Annotated in this window: 23 protein-coding genes; 12 read left to right on the plus strand and 11 right to left on the minus strand. The window is 63.4% G+C overall.

Annotation, left to right across the window (positions count from 1 at the left end):
* Positions 1–10: 10 nt before the first annotated feature.
* The 3 genes from N551_RS0103800 to N551_RS0103810 form a co-directional block, all read right to left on the minus strand.
* The gene (locus N551_RS0103800) at positions 11–442 is read right to left on the minus strand and encodes a hypothetical protein (protein ID WP_027565821.1); all 432 of its coding nucleotides are present in this window, start codon (positions 440–442) and stop codon (positions 11–13) included.
* A 78-nt stretch (positions 443–520) separates the two neighbouring features.
* Complete coding sequence (locus N551_RS0103805) at positions 521–829, minus strand: hypothetical protein (RefSeq protein WP_027565822.1); 309 nt, start codon at positions 827–829, stop codon at positions 521–523.
* Between the two features lie 7 nt (positions 830–836).
* The gene (locus tag N551_RS0103810) at positions 837–1,067 is read right to left on the minus strand and encodes a hypothetical protein (protein WP_245287726.1); all 231 of its coding nucleotides are present in this window, start codon (positions 1,065–1,067) and stop codon (positions 837–839) included.
* A gap of 230 nt (positions 1,068–1,297) precedes the next feature.
* On the opposite strand from N551_RS0103810, the gene N551_RS0103815 reads away from it, so the two are divergent.
* On the plus strand, positions 1,298–3,814 hold the full coding sequence (locus tag N551_RS0103815; protein ID WP_027565824.1) for a glycogen/starch/alpha-glucan phosphorylase: 2,517 nt from the start codon (positions 1,298–1,300) through the stop codon (positions 3,812–3,814).
* Between the two features lie 94 nt (positions 3,815–3,908).
* Positions 3,909–4,724, plus strand: coding sequence for an acyl-CoA thioesterase II (locus N551_RS0103820; protein ID WP_027565825.1), 816 nt, complete (start codon positions 3,909–3,911; stop codon positions 4,722–4,724).
* A 165-nt stretch (positions 4,725–4,889) separates the two neighbouring features.
* Here N551_RS0103820 and N551_RS0103825 read toward each other — a convergent pair whose 3' ends face one another.
* The 3 genes from N551_RS0103825 to N551_RS0103835 form a co-directional block, all read right to left on the minus strand.
* On the minus strand, positions 4,890–6,506 hold the full coding sequence (locus N551_RS0103825; RefSeq protein WP_027565826.1) for a phosphoenolpyruvate carboxykinase: 1,617 nt from the start codon (positions 6,504–6,506) through the stop codon (positions 4,890–4,892).
* Positions 6,507–6,805: 299 nt separating this feature from the next.
* The gene (locus N551_RS0103830) at positions 6,806–9,400 is read right to left on the minus strand and encodes a CHAT domain-containing tetratricopeptide repeat protein (RefSeq protein ID WP_027565827.1); all 2,595 of its coding nucleotides are present in this window, start codon (positions 9,398–9,400) and stop codon (positions 6,806–6,808) included.
* Positions 9,401–9,463: 63 nt separating this feature from the next.
* Positions 9,464–10,213 (minus strand): HugZ family protein, encoded by a 750-nt coding sequence (locus tag N551_RS0103835; RefSeq protein ID WP_027565828.1) that lies wholly within the window; start codon positions 10,211–10,213, stop codon positions 9,464–9,466.
* A gap of 241 nt (positions 10,214–10,454) precedes the next feature.
* Between N551_RS0103835 and N551_RS0103840 the strand changes: the two genes are divergently transcribed.
* The 5 genes from N551_RS0103840 (at position 10,455) to N551_RS0103860 (ending at position 14,448) form a co-directional block, all read left to right on the plus strand.
* Positions 10,455–11,156, plus strand: a complete 702-nt coding sequence (locus N551_RS0103840; protein WP_007597749.1) for a response regulator transcription factor — start codon at positions 10,455–10,457, stop codon at positions 11,154–11,156.
* 116 nt (positions 11,157–11,272) lie between these two features.
* Positions 11,273–13,078, plus strand: a complete 1,806-nt coding sequence (locus tag N551_RS0103845) for a sensor histidine kinase (RefSeq protein WP_027565829.1) — start codon at positions 11,273–11,275, stop codon at positions 13,076–13,078.
* Positions 13,075–13,599, plus strand: a complete 525-nt coding sequence (locus N551_RS0103850) for an HPr kinase/phosphorylase (RefSeq protein ID WP_027565830.1) — start codon at positions 13,075–13,077, stop codon at positions 13,597–13,599. The genes N551_RS0103845 and N551_RS0103850 overlap by 4 nt, the downstream gene beginning before the upstream one ends.
* Before the next feature lie 133 nt (positions 13,600–13,732).
* The gene (locus N551_RS0103855; RefSeq protein WP_007597752.1) at positions 13,733–14,134 is read left to right on the plus strand and encodes a PTS sugar transporter subunit IIA; all 402 of its coding nucleotides are present in this window, start codon (positions 13,733–13,735) and stop codon (positions 14,132–14,134) included.
* The gene (locus N551_RS0103860; protein ID WP_018460059.1) at positions 14,131–14,448 is read left to right on the plus strand and encodes an HPr family phosphocarrier protein; all 318 of its coding nucleotides are present in this window, start codon (positions 14,131–14,133) and stop codon (positions 14,446–14,448) included. Before N551_RS0103855 ends, N551_RS0103860 begins: the two co-directional genes overlap by 4 nt.
* 15 nt (positions 14,449–14,463) lie before the next feature.
* On the opposite strand, the gene N551_RS0103865 is transcribed toward N551_RS0103860, so the two are convergent.
* Positions 14,464–16,089, minus strand: a complete 1,626-nt coding sequence (locus N551_RS0103865; RefSeq protein WP_027565831.1) for a glycosyltransferase family 39 protein — start codon at positions 16,087–16,089, stop codon at positions 14,464–14,466.
* Between the two features lie 126 nt (positions 16,090–16,215).
* Here N551_RS0103865 and lepA point away from each other — a divergent pair, with 126 nt between their 5' ends.
* Both lepA and N551_RS0103875 read left to right on the plus strand, forming a co-directional pair.
* Positions 16,216–18,027 carry a translation elongation factor 4 gene (gene lepA / locus N551_RS0103870; RefSeq protein ID WP_018460061.1) on the plus strand — a complete coding sequence of 604 codons (1,812 nt, stop codon included), beginning with the start codon at positions 16,216–16,218 and terminating at the stop codon, positions 18,025–18,027.
* 218 nt (positions 18,028–18,245) lie between these two features.
* Complete coding sequence (locus N551_RS0103875; protein WP_027565832.1) at positions 18,246–18,539, plus strand: hypothetical protein; 294 nt, start codon at positions 18,246–18,248, stop codon at positions 18,537–18,539.
* Positions 18,540–18,738: 199 nt separating this feature from the next.
* Here N551_RS0103875 and N551_RS0103880 read toward each other — a convergent pair whose 3' ends face one another.
* Entirely contained in the window at positions 18,739–19,512 is a 774-nt protein-coding gene (locus N551_RS0103880) for an SDR family NAD(P)-dependent oxidoreductase (protein ID WP_027565833.1), read from the minus strand.
* A gap of 167 nt (positions 19,513–19,679) precedes the next feature.
* On the opposite strand from N551_RS0103880, the gene N551_RS0103885 reads away from it, so the two are divergent.
* Entirely contained in the window at positions 19,680–20,018 is a 339-nt protein-coding gene (locus N551_RS0103885) for a response regulator (RefSeq protein WP_027565834.1), read from the plus strand.
* Positions 20,019–20,038: 20 nt separating this feature from the next.
* Here the strand turns inward: N551_RS0103885 and N551_RS0103890 are convergent, their stop codons facing one another.
* Both N551_RS0103890 and N551_RS38635 read right to left on the minus strand, forming a co-directional pair.
* Complete coding sequence (locus tag N551_RS0103890; RefSeq protein ID WP_027565835.1) at positions 20,039–20,248, minus strand: hypothetical protein; 210 nt, start codon at positions 20,246–20,248, stop codon at positions 20,039–20,041.
* Positions 20,249–20,262: 14 nt separating this feature from the next.
* On the minus strand, positions 20,263–20,436 hold the full coding sequence (locus N551_RS38635) for a hypothetical protein (RefSeq protein ID WP_167552273.1): 174 nt from the start codon (positions 20,434–20,436) through the stop codon (positions 20,263–20,265).
* Between the two features lie 4 nt (positions 20,437–20,440).
* On the opposite strand from N551_RS38635, the gene N551_RS37730 reads away from it, so the two are divergent.
* On the plus strand, positions 20,441–20,896 hold the full coding sequence (locus N551_RS37730; RefSeq protein WP_155809428.1) for a hypothetical protein: 456 nt from the start codon (positions 20,441–20,443) through the stop codon (positions 20,894–20,896).
* Between the two features lie 84 nt (positions 20,897–20,980).
* On the plus strand, positions 20,981–21,442 hold the full coding sequence (locus N551_RS0103905; RefSeq protein ID WP_027565836.1) for a GNAT family N-acetyltransferase: 462 nt from the start codon (positions 20,981–20,983) through the stop codon (positions 21,440–21,442).
* Between the two features lie 48 nt (positions 21,443–21,490).
* Here the strand turns inward: N551_RS0103905 and N551_RS0103910 are convergent, their stop codons facing one another.
* Positions 21,491–22,870: a TAXI family TRAP transporter solute-binding subunit gene (locus N551_RS0103910; RefSeq protein ID WP_245287727.1), complete on the minus strand. Its 1,380-nt coding sequence runs from the start codon at positions 22,868–22,870 to the stop codon at positions 21,491–21,493.
* Between the last annotated feature and the right edge of the window lie 35 nt (positions 22,871–22,905).

Consider the following 22,905-nt stretch of genomic DNA (forward strand, 5'->3'; position numbering starts at 1 on the left):
CACGAGACCGTCACCTTCCGATGATCACGCCGATCACGTTCGGCGCCGCCAGATATTTCTCCTCGATCGCCGCGCGCGCTGCGGCGCGGTTGTCTGCCGTGAGCAGGCCGCGTTTTTCGGCCAGGATCATCCAGCAAAAACCCCACCAGTCGGTGAGCATGCCCTGATCGTCGACGAGGTCATAGCCCTGCTCTGCGGCGAAGATGCGGGCATGCGCTTCGTCCAGCGTGTCCAAGAACAGATGGTCCTCGGCCGAGAACAGATGGTCGCTCACGTCGTCGATGGTGTAGCCCCAGATCGACTGGCACACCGCGTTGAACTCGCGGTCGAACTGGTCGTCGTCGACCGCGTAGCGCCGCGCCGCCTGATGCAGCCGCGACAGCGAGCGCGCGAAATCGGCGATCCTGGTGAGGGCAAATTGATCGAAGGCAATGGTGGACATGTAGTCCTCGCGAAGTCTGGCTGACGCTAGATATTGTGTCGGCAACGCGCCGAATCACAATGATATATCAAAGACTTGCTAAAGTGTTCTTAATTTGTTCTGGCGCTGCCGTTGCGCCCATTCTTCGGGGTAAGGCTCGCGGTCGCAGACGAATTCGGACACATACTGGCCCCTACCATAATGGCGGTAGTAGAGCTGCATTGCCTCGTCGTGGCTTTCCGCTTCGAAGCGAAGAACACAACGTGGAGCGGCTTGATTGTCCTCGCCGGCCTCTTCACGCAGAAGCTTCCGAGCAGCGTCACCGTCAGGACCAGCAAGTACGAGCGACGGCAGCACTTGGCCGCGATCGTCGATCACTTCCCAGATTTCGTGAATCAGATTTGCCAAGCAAGCCTCACATCGCCGACATCAACCTATCCCCGCACGCGCTTGCATAAAACTTGCCGCCGCATTGGCGCTTGATTGCGGCGCAGCGGGCGGCGGGCGTAGCGTTTTGCGGGAGCGAGACCGCGCAGCTCAGGCCGTCGGCGCTGCGGCCCGTCTTGCCGGCGGCGAAGGCGGCGCTGGACGCAGTGATGCAGACGACGAGGAAGGTGGCGGCGGCGATTTCGATCAGCCGTCTCATCAGAGCTTTCATCGGAGAGTTCATGGGGCGCCTCTTCCACACTGATGGCTGAATTGGCCGCCATTTTAGCACCAAATCCACGTTTCCCCGTATGCATCCGGGTTCCCAAATCGGCCCGTTCCTTGCATAATTTTACGCCAACGCAGTGCACGGTCGCACCAGCAATGGTTCCGGTACAGAGGCAAGATGCGTAGGGTCAGTAGTGTTCTCGCGACCAGGAAGTGACGACTTTGCAAGATTCATCGTTCCAGCCCAATTTCCCCGCCCCCAACCAGCCCATCGACGAACTCGCGCTGGCTGAGATCAAGGGCGCGATCCTGGCGAAGCTGCGCCTTGCCATCGGCAAGGATGCGGGCATGGCGACCAAGCACGACTGGTACCAGGCCGCGGCGCTGGCGCTGCGCGACCGCATCGTGCATCGCTGGCTCACGGCCGAGAAACACAGCTACGATGCGGGGCGCAAGCGCGTCTACTATCTCTCGCTCGAATTCCTGATCGGCCGCCTCTTCAGCGACGCGCTGAACAATATGGGGCTATTGAAGATCTTCGAAGTCGCGCTCGGCGATCTCGGCGTCTCCTTGCCGGAGCTGCGCAAATGCGAGCCAGACGCGGCGCTCGGCAATGGCGGCCTCGGACGGCTCGCCGCCTGCTTCATGGAAAGCATGGCGACGCTGTCGATCCCCGCGATCGGCTACGGCATCCGTTATGATTACGGCCTGTTCCGCCAGATCATCAATCAGGGCTGGCAGCAGGAATATCCGGACGAATGGCTCGGCTTCGGCAACCCCTGGGAATTGCAGCGGCCCGAAGTGATCTACGACATTCGCTTCGGCGGCGGTGTCGAGCATGTCGAAGACAAGGGTCGCGATCGCGCGATCTGGCATCCGTCCGAGACCGTGCAGGCAATGGCCTATGACACGCCGATCGTCGGCTGGCGCGGCCAGCACGTCAACGCGCTGCGGCTGTGGTCGGCACGCTCGCCCGATCCGTTGAAGCTCGATGCCTTCAACACCGGCGACTATGTCAGCGCCAGCGCCGAGCAGTCGCGCGCAGAAGCCATTTGTAAATTCCTCTACCCGAACGACGAGAGCCCGGCGGGCCGCGAGCTGCGCCTGCGCCAGGAATATTTCTTCGTCTCGGCTTCGCTGCAGGACCTGATCAAGCGACACCTTGCATCCGACGGCCAGCTCCGCAGCCTGTCGAGCAAGGTCGCGGTGCAGCTCAATGACACCCATCCGAGCCTGGCCGTCACCGAGCTGATGCGGATCCTGATCGACGACCACAATTTCCGCTGGGACGAGGCCTGGAAGATCACGGTCGCCACGCTGTCCTACACCAACCACACGCTGCTGCCCGAGGCGCTGGAGACCTGGCCGGTCGAGCTGTTCGAACGGTTGTTGCCGCGGCATCTCGAGATCATCTACCGCATCAACGTACAGCACCTCGCGCTCGCAGAGGCGCGCGCTCCCGGCGACATCGACTTCCGCGCCTCGGTCTCGCTGATCGACGAGCGGAGTGGCCGGCGCGTGCGCATGGGCCAGCTCGCCTTCGTCGGCTCCCACCGCATCAACGGCGTCTCCGCGATGCATTCGGACCTGATGCGCGAGACCGTGTTCCACGACCTCAACCATCTCTACCCCGGCCGCATCACCAACAAGACCAACGGCATCACCTTCCGCCGTTGGCTGATGCTGGCAAACCCGAAGCTGACCGATCTGTTGCGCGAGACCTGCGGCGACGCCGTGCTCGATGATCCGACGCAGCTCAGCCTGATCGAGGCCCGCGCCAGCGACGTCGAATTCCAGAAGAGGTTCCGCGCAGTCAAGCTTCACAACAAGACGGCGCTGGCGCGCCTGATCGGCGAGCGGCTCGGCATCAAGGTCGATCCGACCGCGCTGTTCGACGTGCAGATCAAGCGCATCCACGAATACAAGCGCCAGCTTCTCAACATCATCGAGACGGTCGCGCTGTACCAGGCGATCAAGGACGACCCCAACGGCAATTGGGTGCCGCGGGTGAAGATCTTCGCGGGCAAGGCGGCGGCGAGCTACCGCTACGCCAAGCTGATCATCAAGCTGATCAACGACGTCGCGGAAGTCGTCAACAACGATCCCGCGATCGGCGGCAAGCTCAAGGTTGTCTTCCTGCCCGACTACAATGTTAGCCTCGCCGAGGTGATCATTCCCGCGGCCGACCTGTCCGAGCAGATCTCGACGGCCGGCATGGAAGCCTCCGGCACCGGCAACATGAAACTGTCGCTGAACGGCGCCCTCACGATCGGCACGCTCGACGGCGCCAACATCGAGATCCGCGACCATGTCGGCGCGGAGAACATCGCAATCTTCGGCATGGAAGCCGGCGATGTGATGATCCGGCGCAAGCAGGGGTTGGACGCCTCCGACGTGATCCGCAATTCGCCGAAGCTCCAGCGCGCCATCAATGCGATCGGCGCCGGCGAATTCTCGCCAGGCGATCCCGGCCGCTTCGAATCGATCGCGCACGCGCTGCGCTATCTCGACCATTACATGGTGAGCGCCGATTTCGATTCCTATTACGAGGCGCAGCGCAGCGTCGATGCGCGCTGGCAGGTGGCGCCGGCCTGGACCCGCGCCTCGATCCTCAACGTCGCGCGCATGGCGTGGTTCTCTTCCGACCGCACGATTCGCGAATACGCCGAGGAGATCTGGAACGTGCCGGTCAACCCGACCACGCCGTTGCTGCCGACCTTGCGCGACGTCGCGGGCTGAATTTCCGCGACGTGAAATCGGTTACTCACGAGGTAATTGCACAAGCCGGCGGCGGACGTGATATGACGTCCGTCATTGAACGCCGGATCGAACAATGCACACCAAGCTCCCGCACCCCTTCGACGACGCCACCCGCGTCACCGCCGGCGACTCGAGCTGGCAGGGGCACACCAGCGACGACTATTGGGCCTTTGTCGGCCCGTTCGGCGGCGTTACGGCCGCGACCATCCTGCGGGCGCTGATCGAGCATCCGGAATGTGCCGGCGATCCGCTGGCGCTCACCGTCAATTACTGCGCGCCGATCGCGAAGGGGCCGTTCGATCTGGACGTGCGGCTGGTGAAGGCCAATCGCTCCAGCCAGCACTGGAGCGTCGAACTGTCGCAAGGCGGCGGCGAGGTCGCAACGCTCGCCACCGCCGTATTCGCCGAACGCCGGCCGTCCTGGGAGCACAGGGTGGCGCAATGTCCCGATGCAAAGCCGTTCGAAGAGACGATGCCGTTCCCGAAGATCGCGGCGTCCTGGGCCAACCAGTACGAATTCCGCTTCGTCGAGGGCGAGATGCGGATCGGCCCGCCCAAGCCCGAGCTCGCCAGCACTTACTCAAAGCTCTGGATCAGCGATCGCGAGCCGCGCAAGCTCGACATGCCGTCGCTGATGTCGATGTCGGACGCTTTCTTCGGCCGCATCTTCCACGCACGGCGCGAGCTGGTGCCGTTCGGCACGGTGTCGCTGACGACGTATTTCCACACCGACAGCGAAGAGCTCGCGACCGAGGACATCACCCGCGTGCTGGCGACCGCCGATTCGAAGATCATGCACAAGAGCTACGCCGACCAGAACGCCGAGCTGTGGTCGCCGAACGGAAGACTGCTCGCGACGAGCACGCAGATCGCCTATTTCAAGGTGTAGCTGCTTCCGCAAGTTCGTCATTGCGAGCGCAGCGAAGCAATCCAGACTGCTTCCGCAGAGGGATTCTGGATTGCTTCGCTGCGCTCGCAATGACGGTGGAGAGACATCTCGAAAAGCAAAAGGGCGGCCTCGCGGCCGCCCTTTCGAATTTCAAACGACGCAAGCTTACTCCGCCGCGAGCTTCACGTCCGGTGCAGCGGCGCGGACCTCGGCGTCGACCTGGGCTTCGAACTTAGCAAAATTCTTCTGGAACATGCCGACGAGCGCGCGGGCGGTCTTGTCGAACTCGTCCTTGTCCTTCCAGGTGTTGACCGGGTTGAGGATCTCGCTCGGCACGCCCGGCAGCGCGGTCGGGACCGCGAAGCCGAAATATTTGTCGGTGCGGAATTCGACGTTGCGAAGCGAGCCGTCGAGCGCAGCGGTCAGCAGCGCGCGCGTCACCTTGATCGGCATGCGCGAGCCGGTGCCGTACTTGCCGCCGGTCCAGCCGGTGTTGACCAGCCAGCAATCGACATTGTGCTGGGCGATCAGGTCGCGCAGCATGTTGCCGTAGACCGAGGGATCGAGCGGCAGGAAGGGCGAACCGAAGCAGGTCGAGAATTCCGGCTGCGGCTCATTGCCGAGACCGCGCTCGGTGCCCGCGACCTTGGCGGTGTAGCCCGAGAGGAAATGATACATCGCCTGCGCCGGCGAGAGCTTGGCGATCGGCGGCAGCACCCCGAAGGCGTCGGCGGCGAGCATCACCACGTTCTTGGGCTGCGGCGCGCGGCCGGTGCGTGAGGCGTTCGGAATGAATTCGAGCGGATAGGCCGAGCGGGTGTTCTCGGTCTTGGAGCCGTCGTCGAAATCGACCACACGGGTGTCTTCGTCGAGCACGCAATTCTCGAGCACCGCGCCGAAGCGCGTCGAGGCGGCGTAGATCTCGGGCTCGGCTTCCTGCGACAGCTTGATGCACTTGGCGTAGCAGCCGCCTTCGAAATTGAAGATGCCGTTCGGGCCCCAGCCGTGTTCGTCGTCGCCGATCAGCGTGCGGTTCGGATCGGCTGACAGCGTGGTCTTGCCGGTGCCGGAAAGGCCGAAGAAGATCGCGGCATCACCCTTGGCGCCGACATTGGCCGAGCAATGCATCGGCATCACGCCGCGCTCGGGCAGATAGTAGTTCAGCGTGGTGAAGACCGACTTCTTCATCTCGCCGGCATAGTAGGAGCCGGCGATCAGCACGATCTTGCGGGCGAAATCGATCGCGACGACGTTCTCCGACTTGCAGCCATGGCGCTTCGGATCGGCGCGGAAGCTCGGCATGTCGATGATGGTGAGCTCGGGCACGAACGCCGAGAGCTCGACCGCCTCGGGGCGGATCAGCAGCGTGCGGATGAACAGCGAGTGCCAGGCGAGCTCGGTGAAGACGCGGGTCTTGATGCGGTAGGCCGGATCGGCGCCGCCATAGAGGTCCTGCGCGAACAGCGACTTGCCTTCGGCGTGCTTGAGGAAGTCCTGGTAGAGCGTCTCGAACTGCTCTGCGGTGATCGACTGGTTGCCGGCCCACCACATCTTCTTGTCGGTGGTGGCGTCACGCACCGTGAACTTGTCTTTGGGGCTGCGGCCGGTGAACTCGCCGGTGTCGGCGCAGAGTGCGCCATCGGCCGACAGCACCGCCTCGCCCGCGGAGAGCGAGTATTGATAGAGTTGCGGCGCACCGAGGTTCCAGTGAACCTGCTTGAGATTCTTTAAGCCGAATTTGTCGGCGCCGAAGGCACCGTTGCGCACGCCCGTCTCTTGCACGAAAAATCCTCCTAGAACCCACTCAGCGCGATCATGCTTGGCGCCGCCGCGGTCACCGTGATTACAGGCCGTCCGGCCTCGGTTGGAACGACCTAATACTGATGAACGCTCGCGTTGCCAAGCTGATCCCTTAGGATTTGGTTTATTCAAGGACCGCGCCAAACGTCGCGCATGTCAGCTCTGAGCAGGCGCATTAAAAAATCAACAATGATCGCGCAACCAAATGCGCGTTTCGGCGTTTCCTGAAGTTATTGCGACGCACAATGCCGAAGAGTCTCGGTGAAGATTCCAAGACCACCCTATCGTACCTCGCCTTCGCCGATGAGCGCGAAGGGCCCCCACATCGCAGGATAGGCGTTGCGCGGAGACGAGGTGTCGTCAACATAGGTTAACATCGCGCGGCGCAACGCTTCGGCACGACCGATTTTTGGTTCGTTTTTGAGCAGCTCGAAAGTCATCGTGGTCAGACGTGTGGCAGCTTCCGAATCCACGGCCCAATGCGAGACCAGGAGTGCGCGCGCACCGGCGTAGAAGAACGAGCGCGCCAGTCCCGACAGGGCCTCGGCGCCGGGCTTGTCGCCCGCGATGGTGTTGCAGGCCGACAGCACAACCCAATCCGCATTGAGCTTGAGCTGAGCGACTTCACTTGCGGTGAGCAGACCGTCGTCGAGCTCAGTGGGCTGATCGGGAATGGAGAGCGCGAGCGAGGGCTCACCCAGTCCCTTGATGTCGCCGGCAACCAGGCCGTGGGTGGCAAAGTAGATGATGCCGTATTGAGCAAGCGCTGCACGCTTGAGCGTCGTCTCGCTGGCGTCGCGGCCGAGATGAATATCGGCCTCGGCAGCCCCGACATCCCTGGCTACCGCGTTCAACTCATCGGCGGTGTCGGGCAGTTGCGGCAGCGCCTGCGCGAGCCGCGTGCGATCGACGCCGGCACCGCGCCAGAAGTCGCTATAGGCGATGGTCGCGATGCTGCGCGCGGCGACCTTGCCGTTGGCGGCGCGCCGCTCGGCGGGCGCTTCCACTGCGGGATTGAACACGGGATCGCCAAAGCCTGTCATCGGCTTCACGCTTTGATCCCGACGCGCGAAGGCGCGCAGCGATTTCAGACTGACCACCGACGGCAGCACCGAGACGGCCTGACGCCGCAGCAGCCAGGCGGCGCCGCGATAGCCTTCGAGCGTATCCGGGATAGCAGCCTGCGGCTTCTCGGTGACGAGCAGATGAAACGGCAATGCGGTCAGCGCAGCCGACGGCACCACCAGCAGGCTGCGCTTGTCCTTTGTCAACGCCTCGACCGGACCGAGCAGCGCGACATGGAGTTCGTTGGCGAGCGCGAGATCGAACAATCCGGATTTGCCGGCGGCATCGCGCGCTTTGCCGACATCGAGTCCCTTGCGGAATGCCGTCACCTTCTGCGTCAGCGCATCCGCGCCGAGTGGAATAGCCTTCCAGTCGACGCCCTCGCGCGTGATCGCGATGACATAGCTCTGCTTGTCGACGACGGAGTAGAGCACCATCGCCTCGTCGGCCGACAGCAGCAGCTGGATGTCCTTTGCCGTCAACGGCAGAGGATTGGAGAGCGACGCGTAGTCGGGAAACTCGACCGCGAGCGTCTTCTGCAAGCCCGTACGCTCGTTGGCAATCGTTGCAATCCGCGCGCGGCTGCGCTGCTCGGTTGCGAGATCGCGCTGCGCGGATTGCTTCGACACCGCCGTGACGATCGCCTTGTCGAGTGCCTCGGACTCAGCCGCGAGATCCTGGTCCCGGCGCACCAGCTCGGCGAGGCGGTCGCTGCCGGCGGCAAGCCGCACCGCGAGCTTGTTCACGGCGGTCGCCGCGGACGATTGTGTGCCGCGCTGGATCGCGGCGAGGGCCTCGTCCAGCGCCTTGTCGCCGGGCAGCAGATCCTGTTGGCGCGCGGCAAACAGGACCGGCAACACGACGCGCAGCTGGGCGTGATCGCCCCGAAGCGTCTTTTCCGCGAACGGCAATGCGTCCGCGGTGCGCCCGGCCACGTAGAGGAAATAAGCGAGATTGCTGGTCGAGGTCATGACGTCAGGATGATCGGGCCCAAACGCATTTTCGCGGATGAGCAGCGCGCGGCGATAGAGCGGCTCGGCGTCGCCGTAGCGTTGCTGGTGCTCGTAGAGGCCGGCGAGATTGTTCAGCGAGCGGGCAACGTCGGGATGATCCGGTCCCAGCACCTTCTCCCGGATCGCGAGCGAGCGCTTGATCGGCGCTTCCGCGTCCGTATCGCGGTTGAGATCGCGATAGACCTGGCCGAGATTGTTCAGGACGGTGGCCACCGCCGGATGCTCGGGTCCGCCGGCCTTCTGGTAGATCGCGAGCGCGCGCTGAAACAGCGGCTCGGCTTCGGCATAGTGCTGCTGCTTCACATAGAGCGTGGCGAGATTATTGAGCGACTGGCCGACATCGGGATGCTCGCGCGACAATCCCTTCTCGCGAACGGCGAGCGCGCGCTTGAATAGAGGTTCGGCCTCGGCAAAGCGGCTCTGCCGCTGGTAGAGCGCGGCGAGGTTGCTCAGTTCGGCTCCGATCAACGGGGTTTCGAGACCGAGCGACTTTTCCATCAGCATGATGGCGCGCTTGTAGAGCGGCTCAGCCAGATCGTCGTGGCCCTGACCGGCATGAACCTGGCCGAGGTTGTTCAGCGCGGCGGCGAGTTCGCGACCTGTGTCGCTCTTCTCCAGGTTCGCGACCATACCTTGCGCCACAGGCAGTGCTTCCGAATATCTGCCGGCGCTCATCAGTGCGTTGATACGCGCGCTCTCCGCGGCGAGACCTTTCTGGGCAAGGCTTGGCGTGATAAGCGATGCAGTGATCGCGAGCGTCAAACCCGCAACCAGCGTCAGTTTATTCCATTCTGCCATGACGCTCTCGCCGCCGCCTTCTGACCGGTAACGAACTTGGGTCGCGGCGATGGGCAGCAGCGTTCAATGTGTTGCGCTCTGGTTCATCCTGGTGCGCGCTTCGCCGGCGAGGCGAACCAGCATCTTGCGCAGCGCCGTGCCATCAGCGACGCGCTCCGGGAAGTCCAGCCGCAAGACGGTCTGGCCGTCCTGCATGTCGAGGCCCTCCGGATCGCAGCCTGTGCAGCGCCAGTCGCCGGCAGCAGCGCCCAGCAGTTTTGTTGCATAGAGCCCCATGGCGTCGCGGTGGTCGGCATTCATGTGCTCCACCGCGCCCTCCTCCGCCGCCAGCAAGTCCTCGGCCCCCGTGAGGTCGGTCAGGAATTGCTCCGGCTTGAGGTCGACGATCCGACCGAAGCCGGCGACCAGATGAGTTCCCGTGGGCCGAATCCGAAAGAAGGAGAAATCCTTAAAGGAAACAAAGGTTTCCGCTAAGGGATGAGCATTGAGATACCGTCGCCGGAGCAGATCCTTGTCCGTATCGGCCGACTCGGCATGGCCGGACAGCATGATCCGGGCGCCTTCCAGCGGATCGCCCGCCGCCCGCTCGTCCAGCATCAGGGACACCCGGCTGTCGGCCAGGATGTTCCTGGTGTGCACCGCCAATGCCGAGATCAGCAGGATCGGAGAGCCATCCGGATGGTTGGCCAGATTGACCAGGGAGCAATAGGGATCGCCGCTGCCGGCCATCAATGTCGCCAGGGCCCCCTGCCGTGACCGCCGCAGCAGCGATTTGGCGAGCCTTCCGGGGTCGAAATCGGGGGTCGGTTGCATCGGCTTTCTCGGGTCAGGTGGTTGCATGGAGGGCCTTTTTTCGGGTAAACCGGGGCCCGGTTATGGGTCGAGATGCGGCGAATCTGCCGTGTTTCGTGGAACTTGGTCACACTTCAGCCTAGCTTGCATTGCTCGGTGACAAGGTTCGAATGCCAACATCGGCACCCATGTATGCGGCGCATCAGTGGATTGCTCGCCGTTTCAAGCCACGACCCAAACGGAAAGCAGAAAGCAGAGGCTCATGCCCACAATCGCTTTGGTCGACGACGACCGCAACATTCTCACATCCGTCTCGATCGCGCTGGAGGCCGAAGGCTACCGCATCATGACCTACACCGATGGCGCCTCCGCGCTCGACGGTTTCCGCACCACCCAACCCGATCTTGCCATCCTCGACATCAAGATGCCTCGCATGGACGGCATGGAGACGTTGCGCCGGCTGCGGCAGAAATCCGACCTGCCCGTGATCTTCCTGACCTCCAAGGACGAAGAGATCGACGAGCTGTTCGGCCTCAAGATGGGCGCCGACGACTTCATCCGCAAACCGTTCTCGCAGCGCCTGCTGGTCGAGCGCGTCAAGGCGGTGCTGCGCCGTTCGGCGCCGAAGGACCCGACCGTCACGCCGAAGGAGAACGACGCCAAGGCGCTCGACCGCGGCCTGCTGCGCATGGATCCTGAACGGCACACCTGCACCTGGAAGAACGAGCCGGTGACGCTGACCGTCACCGAATTCCTGATCCTGCAGGCGCTCGCGACCCGGCCCGGCGTGGTGAAGAGCCGCAACGCGCTGATGGACGCCGCCTATGACGACCAGGTCTATGTCGACGACCGCACCATCGACAGCCACATCAAGCGGCTGCGCAAGAAGTTCAAGGTGGTCGACAACGAGTTCGAGATGATCGAGACGCTCTACGGCGTCGGCTACCGCTTCAAGGAAGCCTGAGGCGCGCGCGCCTCCACGAAAGACCGAGAGCATCGCCGGTTCTGATTCCATCGGGACCGGGATGGCTCTAGGATGCGGGGACCTTCGCACGAGCTGTCCTAACGCGGGCGTGAGCATTGCTTGACCGAACGCAGCCTGACGAGAACCAGAACGCCGAGGACGTCACCGCCCACGGCGCTCCGGATCAATTGGCCGAGGACAAGCCGGCCGTACTGGGCTGGCGTCCGCTGAACTGGCTGAAGCGCGCCGGGCAGTTCTTCTTCGCGCTGTCCTTTTCGAGCCTGACCCGCCGCATCGTTTCGCTCAACCTCGCCGGCCTCGTCGCGCTGGTGGCGAGCATCCTCTATCTGTCGCAATTCCGCGCCGGTCTGATCGACGCGCGCGCGCAGAGCCTGCTGGTGCAGGCGGAGATCATCGCCGGCGCGATCGCAGCCTCCGCGACGGTGCAGACCAACGCCATCACCATCGACCCCGACCGGTTGCTCGACCTCAAGCCGGGCGAGACCTATGGCGGCTCGGACGAGTATTCCCCGCTGGATTTCCCGATCAATCCGGAGCGCGTGGCGCCGGTGCTGCGCACGCTGATCTCGCCGACCAAGACGCGCGCCCGCATCTACGACCCGAACGGCAGCCTGCTGGTCGACAGCCGCAGCCTCGATACCGTGGTGCGCTTCCCCCTGCCGTCGGTCGCCGCCGAGAAGCCGGGCATGGTCGAACGCGGCATGGTCGCGGTCCGCACCTGGCTCAATCGCGGCGACCTGCCGCTCTATCGCGAGCTCGGCCCCGAGAACGGCAATGGCTATGCGGAGGTCGGCGACGCGCTCCAGGGCCAGAAGCGCTCGATGGTGCGGGTCAATGCGCGCGGCGAGGTGATCGTCTCGGTCGCGGTCCCCGTGTTGCGCTCGCGCGCCATCCACGGCGCGCTGATGCTGTCGACGCAGGGCGACGACATCGACCAGATGGTCACCGCCGAGCGCCTCGCGATCCTCAAGGTGGGCGGCGTCGCCGCCGCGGTCATGATCATGCTGTCGCTGCTGCTCGCCAGCACGATCGCAGGTCCGGTCCGCCGGCTCGCCGACAGCGCCGAGCTGATTCGCCGCCGCATCAGGACCCGGGTCGAGATTCCCGACTTCACCCGTCGTCGCGATGAGATCGGCCATCTCTCCGGTGCGCTGCGCGACATGACCAGTGCACTGTACAGCCGCATCGAAGCGATCGAAATGTTCGCCGCCGACGTCGCGCACGAATTGAAGAACCCGTTGACCTCGTTGCGCTCTGCGGTCGAGACGTTGCCGCTGGCGCGCAACGAGAACAGCCGCGCGCGCCTGCTCGAGGTGATCGAGCATGACGTCAAGCGGCTCGACCGGCTGATCTCCGACATCTCCGACGCCAGCCGTCTCGATGCAGAACTGCAGCGCCAGGATGCGATCCCGGTCGATCTGCGCCGCCTGTTGACCACGCTCGCGTCCGTCGCCAATGAAACCAAGCTCGGCCATGAGGTCGCGGTCGAAATGCGTTTCGAGGGCCGCGGCCCGACCGACAATTTCGCCGTGACGGGCCACGATTCGCGGCTCGGACAGATCGTCTCCAACCTGCTCTCGAACGCACAGTCCTTCTCCGAACCCGGCAACAAGGTGCGCCTCACCTGCCGCCGCGTGCGCGGCGAGATCGAGATCGTGGTCGACGACGACGGCCCCGGAATCCGCGACGACGCGCTGGAGCGCATCTTCGAGCGCTTCTACACCGACCGCCCTCATCAGGGCTTTGGCCAGAACTCCGGCCTCGGCCTGTCGATCTCCAAGCAGATCGTCGACGCGCATGGCGGACGCATCTGGGCGGAGAACCGTCCCGGCCCGGCGGACGAGGACGGAGCGCCTAGTGTTGTCGGCGCGCGCTTCGTGGTGAGGCTGCCGGCGCTATGAGCGACGGCGGCCCCAGCATTCACGCCTCGGCGGTCAAGGTTGGAGATCTGGCGGTGCTGATCCGCGGGCCCTCGGGCTCCGGCAAGTCGCGCCTTGCCTTCGATTTAATCATGGCGGGACGTAGCGGCGTGCTCGAAAGGGCCGTTCTGGTCGGTGATGACCGTGTCCATCTGGCGACACTCGGCCGCGAAATTGAGGTCCGCCCCGCTCCGGTCCTGGCCGGCCTGATCGAGATCCGGGGGCTCGGAATCCGGCGCTGCGACTTTGTGGAGCATGCGACCGTCGGCCTCGTGGTCGATCTGGACGCCGCGGATGCGGAGCGGCTGCCGGCGGCCGAATCCCTGAAAACAGCCGTTTTAGGTGTCGAAATACCGCGAATCCCTATCGGCCGCGACTATTCGCCCCTTCCTCTGGTTGTCGCGGCCTTGACCACTACCAAGAGTTCATCTTCCGCTAACCCTTCAGGCGATTGTTTGAAGGGAAATGGTAACCATATGAACCCCACACTCGCGACCGAATAGACCGGCGCAGCTCCCCTTATCCATCCGTCTAGATTCAGGGAGATACGCAACATCCCCTCTTGCGCAGGGGCTCTGGATGGTCAAAGTGGCGCGTTCGTGCGGTGCACCAAAAGCGCCCGCGAGGAGTTTTCCGATGATTGGTCTAGTACTTGTGACCCACGGGCGCCTTGCCGACGAATTCAAGGCAGCGCTTGAACATGTCATGGGCCCACAAAAGCAAATCGAAGCGATCACGATCGGCGCCGAAGATGATTCCGATCTCTGTCGAAGCGACATTATCGAGGCGGTTAACCGCGTCGATTCCGGCGACGGCGTCGCGATCCTCACCGACATGTTCGGCGGCACGCCGTCCAACCTGGCAATATCCTGCATGAGCCGGCCGAAGGTCGAAGTGCTCGCGGGCATCAACCTTCCCATGCTGGTGAAGCTTGCCAAGGTGCGCGAGGAGCGTCCGCTCCCGGACGCGATCGCGATGGCTCAGGAAGCCGGCCGCAAATACGTCACCATCGCCAGCCGCGTCCTCGCCGGCAAATGAGCGACGAGGCGCCGCAAGCCGGGACGGGCGTGCCCGCGGGCGCGATCTCCAAGGACCTCCTGATCATCAACAAGCGCGGCCTGCACGCGCGGGCCTCCGCCAAGTTCGTCCAGGCCGTGGAGCGCTTCAGCGCGCAGGTCTGGGTGACGCGCGGCGGCGAAACCGTCGGCGGCACCTCGATCATGGGCCTGATGATGCTCGCCGCCGGTCCCGGCACCACCATCACGGTCGCCGCTTCCGGCGATGATGCCGAAGCCGCGCTGGCGGCGATCACCGAACTCGTTGAAAGCAAATTCAACGAGGAAGGGATTTAGGCGGCGTCGCCTCGATCACTTCCCCGGCGGCGCGATGTAGATGTTCCAGCTCATCGACGGACCGGCCTTGCCGTGGGTGAAACGGCGCGTCGTCATCACGATGCGCTCGGCGTTCGGCGCAACCTCGGACACCCACTTCTCGAACGCCGGCAGGCGACCGTCGGCCGGATCGAACACGCCGATGAAGCCGAATCTCTTGACGTCATCGGGCGAAATCAACCCGGACCCCCAGGCCTCGAGCGGCGTGAACGCGGCCGGATGATCCGGGCTGTAGAACACCATCGGCTGGATCGACTCCATGGTGCCGGCGACGACCGCCCAGCGCGAGGCGAAGCGCGCGTGCCAGGCCTGCGTCAGCTCGCGCGCGAGATCCGAGCGCGCGCCATAGGTCGCCGTGTTGCCGGCATTGGCCGCCATCTCGCGCGCGGCGATCCAGGGCGAGGCAGCGAGCGTGGCGACGCTGAGCACGAGCCAGATCGCGACAATGTTGAACACCGCAGCACTCTGCACCCGCAAGGCCGGGATCGCGACCAGCGCGAGCGGCACCAGGAAGAACAGCGAGATGCCCCAATCGGTCTTCATGTAGATGCTGAAAGCCAGCGCGCCGAGTGCGGGACCGACCGCGACGATGATCTGAATGAGCCAGACGTTGCGCGCCTGCGAAAGGTTCACGCTCGCATTCGCGCCGCGCGCCCAGGCCCGCGTGACGATGCGCCAGGGCGCACGCAGGAGCAGCCTGAACCAAGGCGGCACCAGCGCCATCGCCAGCGCGGCCAGCGCCACCGGCAACGCCAGCAGCGCGACATTATGCAGGACATAGCCGGCCACGAGCTGATGCACCTGGCCGCTGTCCTCGAGGCTGTAGGTATCGCCGGCATAGGTCAGCGGCACGAAATGCGCGTCCGCCAGCCAGACGATGTGCGGAATCATCGCCACCACCATCGTCGCGATCGCAGCCCATGGCGCCGGTGACGACAAGAACCTCATTCGCTCCGGATGGATCAGCGCGGCAAGCCCGATGGCGCCGATCATGGTCAGCACCCAGTATTTGGTCATCAGCGACAGCGCGCCGGCAAGGCCGAGCAGGACTCCGGATTGCCAGCTCCGCTTCTCGAACGCATTGAGATAAGCGAGCACGAGGAGCGGCAAGGTGACGAGCTGGAGCAGGTCGGGATTGTACTTGAATCCTTTGAAATTGAAGATCGGGTAGAGCGCGACCATCACCACGACCAGGAACGCGCGCCGCGCATCCACGACGCGCAGCGCGATGAGCCAGCAGATCACCATACCGGTGCTGACGGTCGCCATCGCCAGCGCATAGGTCGCCCAGTCTGTCGGCGGGAACACTGTGAACCAGAGGCCGGCGACCCAGCCCGACAGCGGCGGGTGCTTGCCATAGCCCCAGAGGAATTTCTGGCCCCAGCCCCAGGCTTCCGCGACGTCCATGTGAACGTCCTGCGCTGCCTTGAGATTGATCAGGATGAAGGTCCAGAGCACCGCATGCAGGATGGCAAGCTGGATCACCAGCCAGAGGCGTGCCTCCGGGCGGGTCGCGCTGGCAACCAGCCAGGCCCGAAAGCGGGCATAGCTCACCCGGGTCTTCGCGCGGGCTCGGGCAGACGGGATCGAGGTCGTGGACATGGGCCTGGACATCAGGCGTTGCGTAGCGCGTTTCGGGCCTTCGTGGAATCAGCTTGGCGTGAACAAAGGCCCTGAAATTACAGCAATATGGTTGCCGCACGGGGGTGTGAGTGGTATCCCGCGCCCATGACGACCGTCCCCATTTCCAACATCCGCAATTTCTCCATCGTCGCCCATATCGACCATGGCAAATCGACGCTGGCCGACCGCCTGATCCAGATGACCGGCGGCCTCACCGACCGTGAAATGGCGGGCAAGGAGCAGGTGCTCGATTCCATGGACATCGAGCGCGAGCGCGGCATCACCATCAAGGCGCAGACGGTGCGCCTCGCCTACCGCGCCAAGGACGGCAAGGATTACATCTTCAACCTGATGGACACGCCCGGCCATGTCGACTTCGCCTACGAAGTCTCGCGGTCGCTGGCGGCCTGCGAGGGTTCCCTGCTGGTGGTCGATGCCAGTCAAGGCGTGGAGGCACAGACGCTCGCCAACGTCTACCACGCGCTCGATGCGGGGCATGAGATCGTTCCGGTCCTGAACAAGGTCGACCTTCCCGCCGCAGAGCCGGAGAAGGTCAAGCAGCAGATCGAGGACGTCATCGGCATCGACGCCTCCGAGTCCGTGATGATCTCGGCCAAGACCGGCCTCGGCGTGCCCGATGTGCTGGAGGCGATCGTCACCCGCCTGCCGCCGCCGAAGGGCGACCGCGAGGCGACGCTGAAGGCGTTGCTGGTCGACAGCTGGTACGACGTCTATCTCGGCGTGGTGGTGCTGATCCGCGTCGTCGACGGCGTCATGAAGAAGGGCAGCCGGGTCCGCATGATGGGCACGGGCGCGGCCTATGACATCGAGCGCGTCGGCTTCTTCACCCCGAAGATGACGCAGGTCGACGAACTCGGCCCGGGCGAGATCGGCTTCATCACCGCCGCGATCAAGGAAGTGGCCGACACCCGCGTCGGCGACACCATCACCGACGACAAGAAGCCTGTCACCGAGATGTTGGCGGGCTTCAAGCCGGCCATACCCGTGGTGTTCTGCGGCCTGTTCCCCGCCGACGCCGATGACTTCGAGACCTTGCGCGCGGCGATGGGCAAGCTGCGCCTCAACGATGCGAGCTTCTCCTACGAGATGGAGACCTCGGCCGCACTCGGCTTCGGCTTCCGCTGCGGCTTCCTCGGGCTGTTGCATCTGGAGATCATCCAGGAGCGTCTGTCGCGGGAATTCGATCTCAACCTGATCGCGACCGCGCCGAGCGTGATCTACAAGATGAGTCTGACCGACGGGCAGGAAATCTCGATTCACAATCCTGTCGACATGCCGGACGTGGTCAAGATTGCGGAGATCCAGGAGCCCTGGATCGAGGCCACGATCCTCACCCCCGACGAATATCTCGGCAGCGTGCTGAAGCTGTGCCAGGACCGCCGCGGCTCGCAGAAGGAGCTGACCTATGTCGGCTCCCGCGCCATGGTGAAATACGATCTGCCGCTCAACGAGGTCGTGTTCGACTTCTACGACCGCTTGAAGTCGGTCTCCAAGGGCTATGCCTCGTTCGACTATCATCTCACCGACTACAAGCCGGCCGATCTGGTGAAGATGCAGATCCTCGTCAACAACGAGCCGGTCGACGCGCTCTCGATGCTGGTGCATCGCACCCGCGCCGAAGGCCGCGGCCGCGCCATGGTCGAGAAGATGAAGGATTTGATCCCGCCGCACATGTTCCAGATTCCGATCCAGGCAGCGATCGGCGGCAAGGTGATCGCGCGCGAAACGGTGCGCGCGCTGCGCAAGGACGTCACCGCAAAGTGCTACGGCGGCGACATCACGCGTAAGCGCAAACTTCTGGAGAAGCAGAAGGAAGGCAAGAAGAAGATGCGGCAGTTCGGCAAGGTCGACATCCCGCAGGAAGCCTTCATCGCCGCGCTGAAGGTGGACAGCTGAGGCGAGCGGCCGGGCCATCTCGGGGAGGATTAGGCGGGCCGGCGAAGTATTTTGGGGCCGGACAATTAAAAAACGCGAAAACAACCCCATGCACAGTAGCCGGCACGTTGTTGACATTGGGCTTTTTTTGAACTTTCGATTTTACGAATCGGATTTGACCCGTCGGGCAAAACAGGCGCATGATGGGACCATGGCAGCGGTGCGATCGACAGGCGGCGATGTCCCATCAAACCAACCCAATCACGCTCGTACTCATGGCCAGAATACCGGCAGAGGGGGTCGCGGACTTTCGAGCCTACGAGGATGCGGTTCTGCCGCTCTTGCCCGAGTTCAACGGACGTCTGCAGCGGCGGCTTCGAAATCCTGATGGCACCATCGAGATGCACATCGTCAGCTTCGCATCCGATGCAGACTTTCAAAACTATCGGAATGACCCTCGGCGGACGGGTCAGGCCTCCTTGTTGGAAAAATCAGCAGCGAAGCTGGAAGTGCTTCCGATGACGGACGTCTGACGGACCTCACGCGAGGTCTTCGGAGGAAACACCGGATCGACAAGGCATCGGTGCACATTCCGGTCATTCGGACCAACGCCCGATCAGCTCGTAGGATGGGTTGAGCTCTTGCGAAACCCATCGCCGACGAACGCAGTCTAGAAGTTTGATGGGTTTCGCTTCCGCTCTACCCATCCTACGCGCTTCGGGCGAATCGCTTCTATGCCGGAGGCAACGTCACCCCGGTCAACTCGCCCAGCCTGTCGAGAAGTCTCTCCTGAAAATCGGGATCGGTCGCTTCGTGCGCCGGCTTTTGTTGCCGGAGGTCATGCCAGTAACGACCGCTGACCAGGGCGGCGGGATCATCGCTCACCGCCAGCCAGGTCTGCGTCCGTTGTCCGGTGGCCACGCCGACCGGCGCTCCGGCACCGCCCATTTTGGTGCGGACCCAGCCGGGATCGACGGCGTTGCTCAGCACCTGCGGCCAACGCCGCGCCAAGGCAAAGGCCAATGCGACCATGTGCAGCTTGCTCTCCGCATACGCCTTGGCCGGATCCCAGGTTCGCCTCGTCCAGTCGAGATCGCCCAACGATCCCTCTCCGCCGCGATGGAGTCCGCTGCTGAGATACACCAGCCGATCGGGGCGTTTCATCAGGGCGGTGAGCAAATAGGGCGCGAGCGTGTTGACCGCCAGGGTGGTGGCGTGGCCTTCGGGCGTCGGGCCGCGGCTGCGCTCGGTATAGACCCCGGCGTTGTGGATGACCGCGTCCATTCGTCCGATTGCGTTGACCTGGTCTGCCACGTGCCTCGTCTGGGCGACCCTCTTGAGATCGCCGATCACGACCCGTGCGGAATGCGATTCAAGCCCGGCGATTGCCGCCGCACGTTCCACCGATCGCGCGTGCAGGACGACTTGGTGGCCCTGTTCGAGGAGAGACTGGGCAGCTGCGCGTCCCAAACCGTCCGTGCTGCCCGTGATGAAGACGATTGCCATGGCCACTCCTGTTCGATCCCCGCTTCGGCGCCTCCGTCGAAACCTCAACGAGAATGCAACATGTTCGACTGATCATGCCGTGGCGAACGGGAGCGCCGAACGAAGACACCACAACCGAACAATCCTCGAAGAAGCGCATTAACATCCGATAAGTTGGGAATGACCGCATGTCGAATTTCGTCATGCTGCTGGTCGAGGACGACTCGCTCCAGCGCGAAGTTCTATCCGACCTTCTTAAGGACGAAGGGTTCGAAGTCGTCGAATGTGCCACCGCAGAAGCGGCGGAGCTAATCGTGGCGTCTACTGGCAATGAGCTACGGGCGCTCATCACTGATCACAACCTCGCTGGGAGAATGACCGGGCTCGAGCTCGCGGAGTACGCTCGCAGTGCGCATCCCGGGCTCAACATCGTGCTGATGTCCGGGACGGTGATGGCGCCCCTCCCGCCCAACACGACCTTTTTGCACAAGCCGTTCGCGCCCGCCCATTTGCTGGCGGCCGTGTAGAATCAGAATGCCCTCGAAGGTCATCCGCCCGAATTTTCTGCGCCGACGGCGTTCTCGCTCTCCGGCACCGTCAGCCGGACGGAGTGCCCCTGCCGCATGGCGAGCGATGCCGCCGCAACGGCCGCCTCGAAAGCGGCTTCCTTGGTCTGGTAAGTGTTCCGGACTTCGCCATCGTGGTCGACGTGCCAGGCACCGTCCCTGCCAACAATATCATAGGCTGCGAGGCCCATAGTCTATCCCTCCTTCATGCGTCCGGTGTTGCCTTGGACGCCTGGGTGCTGCTCACCGGGTCCGACGCCGGGAAACTGTCCTTCAAGCCCTTGTCCAACTCGTCGTCCTTGGCCTTGTCGCGTCGGATGCCACGCTTGAGATCTTCCGCGTTCTTGTCCGGCGGTGCCGGATCGAATTTTTCGGTCATGGGAGTGTCCTTTCGCTACCTCAAACGCCTTGAGCTCCCGACCGTTCCTTTCGAGGAACAACGCAGTCGCGGTTTGCTGTCGAACGGAAAAAACCAGAAAGCGCCTGCCGCGCGGGCTCTTTCATTCAGGTTGCATTTACTGCTACAACACATCCTTAGATCGTATCAGGCATCCGCCAATCAGGAGAAGGCAATGAAAGCTTCGGTTTTTGCGCTGGGGGGCTTGATGATTCTGTCGATCACATCAGCGAACGCAGCTCCCAAAGCGATGGCCGCCCCGACCACGGCGGCCAGCTCGGTCGCATGTTCCACCTCGGGTGGCGGCTTTGGGAGCTACCCGTCAGGCTGCCGAAACGGAGCAAACTTCAAGACCTACAACGAATGCAAGGAGTCAGGCGTCAAGCGCGGCTGGAGACACGAAGATATGGCGTGGTACTGCAGCGGTCTGGGACTGCAATAGCTTGCAGTTGCGAGGCATGGCGGGACGGCCGAACGGCATTGGCTGTTTACGGCCGCGGACCTACAGCGACGGTTGGAGCGCCCCATGGAATGCACAATCCGGCCCGCACTCGCGAATGATGCCGATGGGATCAGTGCTATCATCTTGCGGGCGCTGCGGGAAACGAACGCGAAGGACTATGCGGACGAGATCATCGAAAGGATCGCGCATAGTTTCAGTCCCGATGCCGTGCGGCGGCTGATCGGACAACGCACCGTGTTTGTCGCCACGATCCGCAGCCGCATAGTTGGAACAGCAAGCCTCGACGGAAACGTGGTCCGCATGGTCTTCGTGGCTCCCGATGTTCAGGCCGGGGGCATCGGCAAGCTGCTGATGGCCGAGATCGAGCGCACGGCGCGCGCACGAAACGTCGCTTCGCTGACCGTCCCTTCTTCCGTCACCGCCGAGACTTTCTACGCGCGGCTCGGGTTCAAGGCGGTGCACGACAGCTATCATGGTGACGAACGCACGATCATCATGGAGCGCCTGCTAAAGGATTCGATGTAGGGTTTGGCTGTTCTCCAGGATTCATCGGCCAGCGGGCTTATCGTATCGCTACCGCCGCGCGGCGAGCACGTTCGAAGGAGCCGTTTGCAACGCTGCGCGCCTCTCGCTGAGGGCATGATCGAACAGTTCGAGCACCAGGCCAAAGGCTGCCAGCTCCTCCTCCTCGATGGCGCCGTCATCGTAGCAGCCAAGCGTTTCCTCGATGATGGCGTCGACCTCCTGCTGCATAGCCAGCAGTTCGTGGTCGAACTCCGCGGTGCGCACCCTGGAAACCAGGGCCAGAATTCTGTTGCGATGGCCGGTGTTCTCGTCCCTTTCATCCCGATTGAGATATTGACGCAGCCAGGCGCCGGCCGAACCAATGCCGGAGAGAAGCAGGAGCGCAAACCAGAAGTAGTCGCCGTATCTGTCGAGGAAGGTGCGCTCAGTGCCGTCGATCACGGCCGCCGCTCCCCGGTGTACTGGCAGCTCGGCTTCTTTCTCGGTGTCCGGCTTGGTGATTTGCGCAGCGCCAGGCACTTGCCTGGCAATCGCCTGCCGGAGGGCGAATTGCTGGCGGTAAAACGCCGCCACTGTCGTTTCGGACAAGGCATTCCGTGCGACGATCAAATGACTGACACTGACAGTCTCCACCTTGTCATCGGGCCAGGCCGGACTCGCATTGAAAATGCTTGGTGGAATTTCCTCCGATTCATAACGCGGATGCTTCAAGGCGATGGCTTCCGATGCGTCGATCGCGAGAAATTTGGGCTCGCCACGTGTCCGCGCCGTCGCGGCGACCGCGTCGGCGGTTATCTTGCTGTCGAGCGGACCGACCGCCATGTAGGCGTCAAGGCTCGGGTCGCGCGCCAGCTCCTCAATCTGGCCCGTGCCGAACTGGCTAATCGTGACCTTGTCCGCTGCCACCCCGGCGGCGCTCAGGATGACCCTCAGCAATGCGGCGTTCGCCGGCGTCCCGCCGATCACTCCCACCTTGCGGCCTTCGAGATCGGCGACCTCCTTGATTTTCGGCGCCGGTTTCCGCTTGGAGCCCTTGCCCGCAACTCCCGAAGAAGACCACAGCACGACGAAATTCTTGCGCAAGATGACGACTGTTTGCGCGTCCGCCGGCATTTCCAGATCGCCGCGACCGACCGCGAGGTCGGCCTTGCCGGCACCGAGCAGAGCGAGAGCTTCGGCCGCCCCGGCGGTCACGATCGGAGACAGCTTTACAGTCCTGCTTTCGCTGGCAAAGGCCTCGGTCATCGCCTCGATCACCTTGTGATCGTTGCTTCCCGGCGGTCCGACGGCAATCCGGAGAGTTATCGGCCGCAGCGCGTAATACAATATACCCGCAGCGGCTCCGAAAACGAGAAATCCGACGGCCAAAATCAGCAGCAGGGTCTTCGTCTGTCTCCGCCCTCGGCGGGCTGCGTCACTGCGTATCATCGGGGGCTCAGACGAGGACATTTGGCGCTGCCGGT

The organism is Bradyrhizobium sp. URHA0013 (genome assembly GCF_000518345.1).
In the GTDB taxonomy this organism is placed as follows: domain Bacteria; phylum Pseudomonadota; class Alphaproteobacteria; order Rhizobiales; family Xanthobacteraceae; genus Bradyrhizobium.

What these genes read in the sequence shown, in the direction of transcription:
- N551_RS0103875 (WP_027565832.1), top strand. Translation starts at nt 18,246, where the DNA reads ATGTCCCATCAAACCAACCCAATCACGCTCGTACTCATGGCCAGAATA.
- N551_RS0103880 (WP_027565833.1), bottom strand. Translation starts at nt 19,512, where the DNA reads ATGGCAATCGTCTTCATCACGGGCAGCACGGACGGTTTGGGACGCGCA.
- lepA (WP_018460061.1), top strand. Translation starts at nt 16,216, where the DNA reads ATGACGACCGTCCCCATTTCCAACATCCGCAATTTCTCCATCGTCGCC.
- N551_RS0103840 (WP_007597749.1), top strand. Translation starts at nt 10,455, where the DNA reads ATGCCCACAATCGCTTTGGTCGACGACGACCGCAACATTCTCACATCC.
- N551_RS0103890 (WP_027565835.1), bottom strand. Translation starts at nt 20,248, where the DNA reads ATGGGCCTCGCAGCCTATGATATTGTTGGCAGGGACGGTGCCTGGCAC.
- N551_RS0103860 (WP_018460059.1), top strand. Translation starts at nt 14,131, where the DNA reads ATGAGCGACGAGGCGCCGCAAGCCGGGACGGGCGTGCCCGCGGGCGCG.
- N551_RS0103865 (WP_027565831.1), bottom strand. Translation starts at nt 16,089, where the DNA reads ATGTCCACGACCTCGATCCCGTCTGCCCGAGCCCGCGCGAAGACCCGG.
- N551_RS0103820 (WP_027565825.1), top strand. Translation starts at nt 3,909, where the DNA reads ATGCACACCAAGCTCCCGCACCCCTTCGACGACGCCACCCGCGTCACC.
- N551_RS0103910 (WP_245287727.1), bottom strand. Translation starts at nt 22,870, where the DNA reads ATGATACGCAGTGACGCAGCCCGCCGAGGGCGGAGACAGACGAAGACC.
- N551_RS0103830 (WP_027565827.1), bottom strand. Translation starts at nt 9,400, where the DNA reads ATGGCAGAATGGAATAAACTGACGCTGGTTGCGGGTTTGACGCTCGCG.
- N551_RS0103905 (WP_027565836.1), top strand. Translation starts at nt 20,981, where the DNA reads ATGGAATGCACAATCCGGCCCGCACTCGCGAATGATGCCGATGGGATC.
- N551_RS0103810 (WP_245287726.1), bottom strand. Translation starts at nt 1,067, where the DNA reads ATGAGACGGCTGATCGAAATCGCCGCCGCCACCTTCCTCGTCGTCTGC.
- N551_RS0103800 (WP_027565821.1), bottom strand. Translation starts at nt 442, where the DNA reads ATGTCCACCATTGCCTTCGATCAATTTGCCCTCACCAGGATCGCCGAT.
- N551_RS0103885 (WP_027565834.1), top strand. Translation starts at nt 19,680, where the DNA reads ATGTCGAATTTCGTCATGCTGCTGGTCGAGGACGACTCGCTCCAGCGC.
- N551_RS0103850 (WP_027565830.1), top strand. Translation starts at nt 13,075, where the DNA reads ATGAGCGACGGCGGCCCCAGCATTCACGCCTCGGCGGTCAAGGTTGGA.
- N551_RS0103855 (WP_007597752.1), top strand. Translation starts at nt 13,733, where the DNA reads ATGATTGGTCTAGTACTTGTGACCCACGGGCGCCTTGCCGACGAATTC.
- N551_RS0103835 (WP_027565828.1), bottom strand. Translation starts at nt 10,213, where the DNA reads ATGCAACCGACCCCCGATTTCGACCCCGGAAGGCTCGCCAAATCGCTG.
- N551_RS38635 (WP_167552273.1), bottom strand. Translation starts at nt 20,436, where the DNA reads ATGACCGAAAAATTCGATCCGGCACCGCCGGACAAGAACGCGGAAGAT.